Origin of the sequence: Vibrio sp. TMPB1044, assembly GCF_030442075.1 — a bacterium.
In the GTDB taxonomy this organism is placed as follows: Bacteria; Pseudomonadota; Gammaproteobacteria; order Enterobacterales; family Vibrionaceae; genus Vibrio; species Vibrio satsumensis.
Genome location: NZ_JAUJED010000015.1, coordinates 312,413 through 322,806 on the forward strand (window position 1 = coordinate 312,413; position 10,394 = coordinate 322,806).

Annotated in this window: 8 protein-coding genes; 2 read left to right on the plus strand and 6 right to left on the minus strand. The window is 45.8% G+C overall.

Annotation, left to right across the window (positions count from 1 at the left end; translation table 11 throughout):
* Positions 1 to 48 precede the first annotated feature (48 nt).
* From QQ041_RS10735 to QQ041_RS10760, 6 genes are all read right to left on the minus strand, one after another.
* Positions 49 to 1,293: an NADH:flavin oxidoreductase/NADH oxidase family protein gene (locus tag QQ041_RS10735; RefSeq protein ID WP_146491073.1), complete on the minus strand. Its 1,245-nt coding sequence runs from the start codon at positions 1,291 to 1,293 to the stop codon at positions 49 to 51.
* Between the two features lie 176 nt (positions 1,294 to 1,469).
* Complete coding sequence (locus QQ041_RS10740) at positions 1,470 to 2,900, minus strand: DUF1254 domain-containing protein (protein ID WP_285953886.1); 1,431 nt, start codon at positions 2,898 to 2,900, stop codon at positions 1,470 to 1,472.
* A gap of 12 nt (positions 2,901 to 2,912) precedes the next feature.
* The gene (locus QQ041_RS10745) at positions 2,913 to 3,590 is read right to left on the minus strand and encodes a hypothetical protein (RefSeq protein ID WP_285953887.1); all 678 of its coding nucleotides are present in this window, start codon (positions 3,588 to 3,590) and stop codon (positions 2,913 to 2,915) included.
* Positions 3,591 to 3,651: 61 nt separating this feature from the next.
* Positions 3,652 to 5,190, minus strand: coding sequence for a sulfatase-like hydrolase/transferase (locus tag QQ041_RS10750; protein ID WP_285953888.1), 1,539 nt, complete (start codon positions 5,188 to 5,190; stop codon positions 3,652 to 3,654).
* Between the two features lie 185 nt (positions 5,191 to 5,375).
* Entirely contained in the window at positions 5,376 to 6,272 is an 897-nt protein-coding gene (locus QQ041_RS10755) for a LysR family transcriptional regulator (protein WP_146491077.1), read from the minus strand.
* Between the two features lie 17 nt (positions 6,273 to 6,289).
* The gene (locus QQ041_RS10760) at positions 6,290 to 7,441 is read right to left on the minus strand and encodes an anaerobic sulfatase maturase (protein ID WP_285953889.1); all 1,152 of its coding nucleotides are present in this window, start codon (positions 7,439 to 7,441) and stop codon (positions 6,290 to 6,292) included.
* Positions 7,442 to 7,683: 242 nt separating this feature from the next.
* On the opposite strand from QQ041_RS10760, the gene QQ041_RS10765 reads away from it, so the two are divergent.
* Together QQ041_RS10765 and QQ041_RS10770 are read left to right on the plus strand one after the other, a co-directional pair.
* Positions 7,684 to 9,084 carry a DUF1254 domain-containing protein gene (locus QQ041_RS10765; RefSeq protein WP_285953890.1) on the plus strand — a complete coding sequence of 467 codons (1,401 nt, stop codon included), beginning with the start codon at positions 7,684 to 7,686 and terminating at the stop codon, positions 9,082 to 9,084.
* A gap of 140 nt (positions 9,085 to 9,224) precedes the next feature.
* Positions 9,225 to 10,337: an OmpP1/FadL family transporter gene (locus QQ041_RS10770; RefSeq protein WP_285953891.1), complete on the plus strand. Its 1,113-nt coding sequence runs from the start codon at positions 9,225 to 9,227 to the stop codon at positions 10,335 to 10,337.
* Positions 10,338 to 10,394: the final 57 nt, after the last annotated feature.

Consider the following 10,394-nt stretch of genomic DNA (forward strand, 5'->3'; position numbering starts at 1 on the left):
AGCAGAACTTCAATTCCTCAAAGTTCTGCTTTAACAATCCATTACTGCTTATACTCTACGCTTTTTGAACGCGTGCCAGCCGGCGCTGAAAATTGTTTTTAACACCACACCTAATGCGCTTAGTTTAGGGTCGGCGTTCTTGCCAGAGGCAATACGCCACATCTGATGTTCATACCAAACCAGCCCGACCATCGCCACTTTGTCTAATGCGGGTTTTCCTGTGGTTGGCACCGTTAATGGCATGCCGTGGCTAGGGTTTTCGATTAACTTGTTAGGGAAATCAGGATCAACCGCCATTGTGCGTGCAATACCAATAAAATCGGTTGCCGAGGTGTTTAGTGCTTCATTCATAGCTTGCGCGGTTCGAAAACCACCTGTGACCACCAGCGGAGTGCTGACGAGTTTTCTCGCCTTCACCATGTAATCCATAAAATACGCTTCACGCTTTACCGTGCTGGCCTTGATTGGTTCTGTTTTGCTTTTTGACCCCATCATTGATGGGCTTTCATAGGTGCCGCCGGAAATCTCAATCAGGTCGATACCGTTATCACTCAGTGTTTGTACAACCTGCATCGACTCTTCTTCAGTGAAGCCACCTTTCATAAAGTCAGCACTGTTGAGCTTAATCCCGACAGGGAAGTCGTCACCAACCTCTTTTCGAATCGCGCAATAAACCTCAAGCACGAAACGAAGTCTGTTTTCGAGTGAGCCACCCCATTTGTCTTGGCGTTGATTGTGTCTCGAAGACAAAAACTGACTTACAAGATAACCATGAGCACCGTGAATCTGCACGCCAGTAAAACCCGCTTGTTTTGCAAGCTTTGCACTCAACGCGAACTTATCAATGATTGCGATTATTTCCGTCTCAGTAAGAGCTCGTGGCGTATTGAAGCCTTTTTCTAATCCACGCTCTAAAGAGATAGCCGAAGGAGCTACCGGGCTATCACATAAGAATTTAGGAATTTGCTTACCTGGATGATTCAGTTGCATCCATATCTGCGAACCATTCTGTGTTCCGGCACTCGCCCACTCACGAAATACGGTTAAGTCACTGTGCTCATCCAACACAACGTTTTTAGGTTCACCAAGCGCACCTCTATCGACCATCACGTTGCCCGTCATGGATAGACCAATTCCTCCTTGAGCCCAACGCTGGTAAAGCGTGACTAAACCTTGCTTAGGGTTATGATGTTTATCACCTAGCTGTTCACTCATTGCCGATTTGAACAGGCGATTTTTAATCACTTGACCATTTGGAAGAGAAAAAGGGTCGTTGAGGCAGATGGGATTCATGCGCGTGGTTACTTTCTTGGTTTATATATTACGCCCAGTATGCCCTATTTTATCCGACATTTCTGAGCATTTAGTGCCTATTTCGAAGCAAGTTTCGCTCAATAATAAAATGCCAGCGGCATAGCAGCTGGCATTAATCGATTATAAACAAAACCTTAAACAGGTGACTTAAATCATCACTTTACCGTGGATTTTTTGACCTTGGTAAATGGTGTCGATTTCCATTTATCTGTTCTCACCTCTTCACCGGGCGTGTACATGCGTAACACTGAATACCATTGCTGATCGGGGATAGGTAAGAAGTTAGGATCATCTTCATGCCCTTTTACATCGCTACTCATGTAAATGGTGTAGCTGCCATCAGCATTAGGCGTTAGCGTTCTGTCTCCACGGGAATGACGGTTTAACTCGTTTTTCTCCATCAATCGGGTTTCACCACTGTAAGCCGTGTATGACCAAAAACCACCCTCTTCTAGCGGTGGCGCATCGAAGGTCACCGTGTAATCGTATTTTCCGCCATCGAGCGCAGCACCTTCACTATCAAAGAAGTCACCGCTATACATAGTGTGCTTCGCAGGCAGCCCCCATTGGCCCATTAAGGTGCCGTAGGCGTGCTGAAAGCTTGGAACCTTAGTCATTTCATCGCGAGTGCCTAACACGTCACGTGAATCATCAAAGCCCGCATTAATGATTCGTTCCAGTCCGTCTTTTTGACCAGACTCGATCATACTAAGCTGCTCTGCCGTAAATGGATGATTGGCTTTGTCTAATTCAACACCTCCTAAGCCAATGTACTCGAACAGTTCAAGCAGCTTTTGGTCATGCGTCTTCATTGTTCCTTCAGACAGGATGAAATTGGTTCGTTCGACCCAATTAGAATCTCCAGGGTCTGGATACTCGCGTTCAACAGGATCTGGCCCTTTCTGACCTAAATATTCCGACAACGTCCTAATATTCCATTGATCCATTAACTTTTGAGCAGTTGCAGAATCGTCACCACCAAGGTCCATGATTCGCCCCATCATCTTGACCAGCGGATGCTCGACATAGATGACTTGATCGACACTCGCAGGCACTTCACCTTTCCACCCTTCAACTGCATACATGAAGCTGCCGCCTTTTGTGCCTCGCTGTGGAGAGCCAAAAGCCGAGTCAGTAAAGTGCTGCATATTCATGGTATGAAACAACCAGTATCGATTGTCATCATGGTCTGGAATCGTAATGATGACCGGTTCTGCTGCTAGGTCCATCCAACCCATCAAGTGTAACGTGTCATTGTTAATCGTCGGATGCGCAGTGTAAGTGTCGTCAGCAAGTATTCGAATATTTTGGAATCGATTCAAAGGGTAGTCTTGCTCAACGACGGTTTTGTAAAAGTATTTGTATGCTTCATCTATCGAGTACGCGTACTCATAGGCAAGTTGTACCAATAGCTGATTATCCTTTTTGAGCGACGCTAAACTCGCCATCTCAATGGGTAGAGTTTCCGTCTTGATCCCAATAGATGCGCTCGTCGCGTCCACGGATTGGCTCGCGAGTACCGGAGACGGAAGTGCAACCATGAAAGCACAAGCCAGTGTTGTCGCAAGTATGTTTTGTTTCATCATTTAATGTCCTAACTAAAAGCGAGTACGGAAGGTGATCCAAGTGTTGTTGTCAGTATCACCACTAAAAATGATGATGTTGTCACTATCGACCTTGTAGCCCAGCTGCATTTCAGTAGAGAAATCTCGTGTGTTCTCACCATCTAACCCGTAGGTGTATTGAGGAGCGAGTAGAAGATAAAATTGGTCAGCAAAATCGTACTTTAAGTAGTTAATACTACTGATGATTTGCGTGTCCTCAAACTGATTACTCTCCTCCCACATTTGTCCGTACGTTAGGGCGCTGTACAGGTTAACCTTGTCGCTCAGCTTGAACGACTGCATGATGCCCGCCGACGCATAGTTTGAGGTCACGCCGTCGTTGGAGAAGTCGTGTCCAGCATCAACAAACAAGCCAGTGCCCGTTTTCTTGTTTGGTGTGAAGAATCGTGCTCGATAGTTTTCAAAGTTGTTTTTGCCTTCCAGCTTACCCAACACCCCCCAATCGCCACGATTCACGCCAAATTGGAAGGTAGCGCCAAGCCCTTTATTGCCCGCAATTAACTCACCTCCCGTATAAACGGCCATGGGGTCAGCCATGTCACTGGCAGGTTCTTCTTGAGCGGAAACGGAAAATGCAAAGGAGATAAGAGCGAAGATAGAGAGTGTAAAAGTGGAAAAAGTGCCCGTGAGCAGACGTAATGGTTTCTTCATATTATAGTCCAGTAGTCAGGTGTGCTTGTTACAGCACACCTTGCATTAGTCGTATTTGGCGTTAGTCAGCAACCACTGATTTATCTGCCATACCAATACCACCAGCTTTTTGCCTAGGTGGGAATGCTTTCAGTGATTTTTGATAATCTGCGGCGGCTTTTTGAAGCTCTGGCAGTACCCATGTTTTTTCTTTCATCCAAAGGAACCAGCCTCGAGTATCAGGGCTACGCTCATATGGGTCTGCCTTAATGTTGATCAGCATACCTAGTGGCCAATCCTCTACTGGAGCAATCCATTCCGTTTTGGTTTTTAGATGTACTTTCCACTCATCCACGCGGAATGCGTTAAGACTTTGTTCGTTGTAGAAGAAGAACTCATGACGCTCACTTGCTGATCCGTTCGTCAGCATGTCTAACTGGTTATAACCATCAAGATGAACTTGATACTCTTCACCGTTCAGCTCTTTACCTTCTAACAGCTCTTCCTTAATGTTTTCTTCACCCACGGCGGCCATGATTGTTGGAACCCAGTCTTCAGATGTCATGAAGCCATCGGTATATTCGCCTTGAGGGATTTTATCTGGCCAGCTGACCAACATTGGCACACGGAAACCGCCATCCCACGTCGTCCCTTTTTGACCACGGAAAGAGGCAGAACCAGCATCAGGCCAATGATCTAGGTTTACGCCGTTGTCTGAGGTAAACAAGATTATCGTGTTATCAATTTCACCAAGATCTTCTAACTTATCGAGTAATACACCGATCTGGTCATCAAGTTCGATCAAGCCATCGTAATACGTGTTGGTTTGGCTCGCGCCTCTGTACTCAGGACGTACATGGGTTTTTTGATGCATACGAGTCGGGTTATACCACATGAAGTATGGCTGCTCGTCTTTCTCCGCTTCATGTTTATCAAGCCAATTAGTAGCAAACTCCAAAAATTCGCCATCCACTGTCTGCATGCGCTTAGCACCTAGCGGGCCTTTGTCTTCAATCGTTTGTTTTCCAACCACACCAAATCTAGGATCATCGGTCATATCTGCAGTTTCCGTCGCAACGGTATGAATAACATTGCGAGGGCGACCTCTGAAGTCAGGGTCTGTGGGGAATTCCGGCTGTGCAGGCATCTCCATAACGTTGAGGTGGTAAAGGAAACCGAAGAATTCATCAAAGCCGTGCACCGTTGGGAGGTGGCTATTGTTATCGCCTAAGTGACTTTTACCGACATGCACGGTCGCATAGCCTTTGTCTTTCAGCATTTCGGCTAGGGTTGGATCTTCTTTTTGAAGGCCAAGCGAAGAGCCCGGCTGGCCGACAGACGTTAAGCCTGTTCGGAAAGGATATTGACCTGTGATAAAGGCAGAGCGCCCCGCGGTAGAGCTGCCTTGTGCGTAGTAATCACTGACCATCATGCCGCGCTCGGCAATTCGATCAATGTTCGGCGTATCCACCGCGCCTAAACCACGGTGGTAGGCAGACAGATCCGTTGGGCTCACATCATCGAGCATGATAGCAACCACATTGGGTTGGCTCGCTGCATGTACGTTGACGCTCGCCAATACCGAGAGCGCCAGAGCGGATTTAACAAAAGACTTATACATTTATAACCCTCATTCACTATGAGTAAATCGCTAGAGCCACACCGACAATGATGTATGTCTCAGCGAACCGTTGTTTAAATAAATGGTATAAGAAAGAGGCCAAAAATGGCTTGATAGCCACTATTACGATTTTTAATAGTGGTAGTTAGAAAGGGAAGTTATTTAAAGGGAATAGTAGCGTGATGCTAGGATTGAATAATCGACGCAATTTCTTTTTGAAGCCAATCCGTGAACGGGTTATTGCGGTTTGCTTGATGAGTAAACAGTGCCAACTCTCGACGATAGGTGTCTTTCAACATTTCCGACGGTAAATCGATACAACGATAAGAGTGATCAAGCAAATAGCGGCATTTCGACGATGTAATATAGATAAAGTCACTGTCCTTAACGATCTCCAGCATCAAGTTCATATTGTTGCTTCTGAGCGCGATGTGTTTATCTAAGTCATATTTTTTGATCAACATTTCCGCCTTGGACGGCTGAATGTAACCAGGGATCATATTGATACAGAGTGGGTATTTCAGAATGTCCTCAAGAGAATTGCCTTGAATTGGGTGATCAGCTCTTATCACCAACATGAACTTATCAAAGCCAACCGGGCGCTCGGTCAGGGTTTTATTGACGTCCATAGGAAGATAACTCACTCCCCAACACATGCGGTTGGTCTCTAGGGACTGGACGCCATTATCTAACCAAGGCGAACATTGAAACGTCACTTGCGGCGCTTCTTTGGTCAGCTTTTTGATTAACGGCACACCCACTGGGATCAACAATGGGGAAGGTAACATGATTTGAACCTCCCCTCTTAAATCTTCCAAGTCCCACTCTTCATTGGGGATATAAAGGTTGTCTAGTTGTTCTAATAGCAGGGGCAAGGTTTCGATGAGCTTCAAGCATTTTGGGGTAGGTTCAAGCCTCGCTTTATCTCTAACAAACAATTCATCATCAAATTGTTCTCTGAGCTTACGAAGCATGACACTGATCGTCGGCTGACTTACGTTTAAGGCTTTTGCTGCGCTTACCGTTTGGCGAGTTTCATTGAGCACCAAAATAAGCCGCAGTAAGTTTAGATCTCTGGTCATGCCCGACTCCAAGTTATTTAGAAAAGTGGGAAGTACGCTGGCGAATACCCTTTTTTCATCGCTTCTACCATTGGCAATAATTTGGGTAATGCGTGACGAAAAAACATCTCATACCCTTGGCACAAATGATTCATCGCGCTGCCATCTTCGGTTGTTGCTATTCTATTCTTAGGGCAGCCACCTTGGCAAAGCTCAACAAAGTCACAACCTCGACAAGTGCTGTTCAGTTCATGATATTTATTGGTGCCAAACGCTATTTGTTCTGGTGAGCTCGCCATGGTTGCAAGCTTATCACTATTCACAGTACCCAGTTGATGATCTTGGTACCCATAATGGTCACAACTGTAAACATTGCCGTCATGCTCAACCATTAATTGCTGTCCACAAGTCGCGCTATGATGACACATTTGACTTTGGTAACCCATCAACACCATTAGACAGTTTTCAAAAAACTGGATATACACTTTACCGACATCATTGGCGACCCACGCATCAAACAAATCACAAAGGAACTGTCCCCATTGCTCACCGGTTAGCGACCAGTCGTGCCCTGTTCGCCTATCCAATTCATGATCGATACAAGGCTGAAATTGCATATAACCGCTGCCATTTTCAAGCAAAAATTGATAGATCGTTTTACCGTGTTTGTAGGTTTTATTATTCACGACCGTTAACGTATTAAACTCAACGTTGTGCTTTTTTAGATAAGACATCCCACGCATTGTGCGTTCAAAAGACGACTGACCATTTTTGTCGATCCGGGCGATGTCATTCAGAATGTTGGGGCCATCGATACTGATGCCCATCATGAAATTGTGTTTAGCAAAGAAGCTCGCCCAGCGATCGTTAATCATGGTTCCATTGGTCTGCATGGTATTTACGACACGCTTTTTCGTCGCTTTGCTTGCCTGTGCTTTCATTGCCGTTTCATAGAAATCGAGCCCTCTTAACATGGGCTCGCCACCATGCCAGATAAAGTCCACTTGCTGAACTTTCATTGGCTGCGCGTCGATATGAGCTCCGACAATTTGCTCCATCATGTCCAGAGACATCGAAGACCTTTTGTCGCCATCTTGTCTATTGAGGTAATAGCAGTAGCTACAATCCAGATTGCACTGAGCCCCTTCGGCTTTAATGAATAAGCTAAAAGGATGAGTTGATGTGTTCATATTGATTCCCGTACTTTTTTGTCAACATATCAACCGCAAATCAATCAAACAATAGCGCCTCAGCCGACCTATTAACACACGCTATCCAAGCGCCTTACCACTTAGAAAAAATATCAAATAAAGCAATGAGTTAAATGACAAAAATAGCGTATTAACATCCTTAATATCGGCTATTACACTCCTTAATCTCACTTACTCATATGATAAATGCCTAACTCTGTTCCTACGACCTAAGGTGTTCCATGAGAAAACTACTCTATAAGAAAAGTGTACTAGCCAGTTTAGTGTGTTCTTTATCCAGCATTATGGCGATGCCATCCCTTGCCCAACAATCTATTAATCCTGAAGAAGAGCTTGCTTACAACTTAGGTGTTCAAGCGTTTATCTACGGTACGGGGCCATTAACCGTGGCGGCGGTTAGGCAAACGACCACATCGGTTGACGCGCCGATGGACAACGCCATGGCACCATTAAATGAGATGGGTAAGACACGCGTTCTATCTGGGCCTCAGGATAGAATTGTGCCTACTGTCAACAACGATACGCTCTACTCACAAGCTCACTACGATCTCGATTTGTCGGGCCCGATGGTGATAGATATTCCTCGCACCGATAACCGTTACTACATTGTTCAGTTATTAGATGCGTATTCTGATTCGATTGAAGATTTGCACGTGAAGAATGTCGGAGACCAAGGTTCAAAAGTGCTGTTGGTCAACAAAGGATGGGCTGGTGAAGTGCCTGAAGGAATTGATCGTGTCGTAGAGTCTCGCACTCCTATGGTTTGGTTAATTCAACGAACAGGCGTGTTTGGCGAGCAAGACCTCAATGACGCACTGGTTACTCACGATAAGTTCCTCAGCTACCCACTCGATCAACTCGGCGCAGAACACGACATCTTAGAACTCAAAGCTTCGACAGGTCGCATCCCTCCCATGGCGAGGCCTGAAGGGTTAGAGTGGTATTCGCTAATTGACCGTGAACTACGTAAAAACCCGATTCCAGAAGATGCTGCCATCGTTGATCAATTCCAACAAATTGGTATTGGAGGATCGACTCCCTTTAACCCAGAAGCGCTAACTTCAGCACAGAAAAAAGGGCTAATGCGCGCGATTGAGTCTTCACAACAGATCATTCAATACGCTGGTCGAAGCATCGGTGATGTCAATAATGGCTGGTCGATGATGTACGAGGGTGGCCGCTACGGAAATGATTACCTGAGCCGAGCGAGCATCAATATGCGTGCGGCTGGTTTGAATGTGCCAGAGCGAGCACTCTACCCAAATCGATACACGGACTCGAATGGCGAGCAGCTGTCGGGAGACAATCAATATCGAATGACCATGCCTGCCGATGCACCCGCTGACGCCTTTTGGTCGTTGACCATGTACGACGCTAAAAACCTGTTCATGGTTGAGAACTTCATTCAACGCTACTCCATTTCAACCAATCGTAAAGATGAGCTGAAATACGCAGAAGACGGCACCTTGCCAATATGCATTCAATACGTAAAGCCGTCCGATCCAACGTGTAACTGGCTACCAGCACCTCAAGATGACTTCTATCTTCACATGCGCCTGTATGAGCCAACTCAAGCCGTTCTCGACAATGAGTATCCACTTCCACAAGTTGAAAAACTTTAGCCTCAATTAGGTTAATTAAGTAGATCAAGTCAATTGCCACGGCGTTCTTAATGTTCGCTCGTGGCAATTCGTTCTATCCCTAAATACATGACTCAAACTGCTAGCAACATAACTCATACACTGAAAATGAGGTTCTATTCTTGAAAACACCTTTCATCACACTGTCTCTGTTGGTCACAGGGATAGTTAGCTCTCTCGCACATGCGGGAGGATTAAACCTATCTCAGATTGCGACAACTAAAAGCGTTGGCACAGCAGGCACAGGAAACGTAACAGCGAACGATGCATCCGCAGTGATCACCAACGCTGCGGGGTTATCGGCCATTGAAGAAAACGCTTGGATTCTCGGCGTTCAATACCTCAATGTAGAAACCACTTTTGTCCGTGACGATAATTCGGCTTCGACCACAGGAAGCAGCGCAGATGTTCTCCCTCATTTGTCTTACGCCTCAAGGGTTAATGACCAATGGGTCGTGGGCGCAGCATTGCACGCTGCCGGGGGCACTGGTGTTGAATATTCACATGGCGTTGGAGCAAACCCGGCTTTATTGGTCAAAGAAAATAGCATTTCAGCACTCAACTTAACGTCATCACTGTCATATCAAGTCAATGAACAACTGTCTCTTGGTGGTTCTTTGATACTGCAGCACGCAGCGCTTGAAACTCAAGCTTTGAACGGTCGAGAGCTCCAAGGGGATAGCATTGATCTAGGGTTCGGCCTGAGTCTCAATCACCACATAAGTGACAACACACAATTGGGTGTCAGTTATCAGGGCCAATTTGATCACGACCTTTCCCTTGATACCGCCAGCGCTTTTGGAATTAGCTCTGAACTGACGTGGGTTCGAAGCTTAAATTTAGGGTTGAAGCATTCATTAAATGACGACTTAAATCTTCTGCTCAGCTCCAACATAGAGACATGGCAAGATTATGATGACAAATACTCAACCACCTACTCTCTCGGGGTTGGTGTGGAATACGCATATGAGGATTGGTTGCTGTACAGTGGACTGAGCGGTGATACTAGCCCTGTAAGCAGTCAAAACAGGGATGTTTTACTCCCGCTCGATAAACAGTGGCGTATCGGCTTCGGCGCTGAGAAGAAGATATCCAATGACTTGCATCTTGGGCTGAGCTACCAACACCAAGATTTAGGCCATGGTGAAATTAATGCTGATTCAGGACTATTTCAGCCTTCTGGAAGTTATTCGACCAACAGAGTCCACTTCATCACGTTATCTCTTCGCCATTAATGCGAACTCTTGATCGTTCCATTTCTAGCTTCTAGCTTCTAGCTTCTAGCTTCTAGC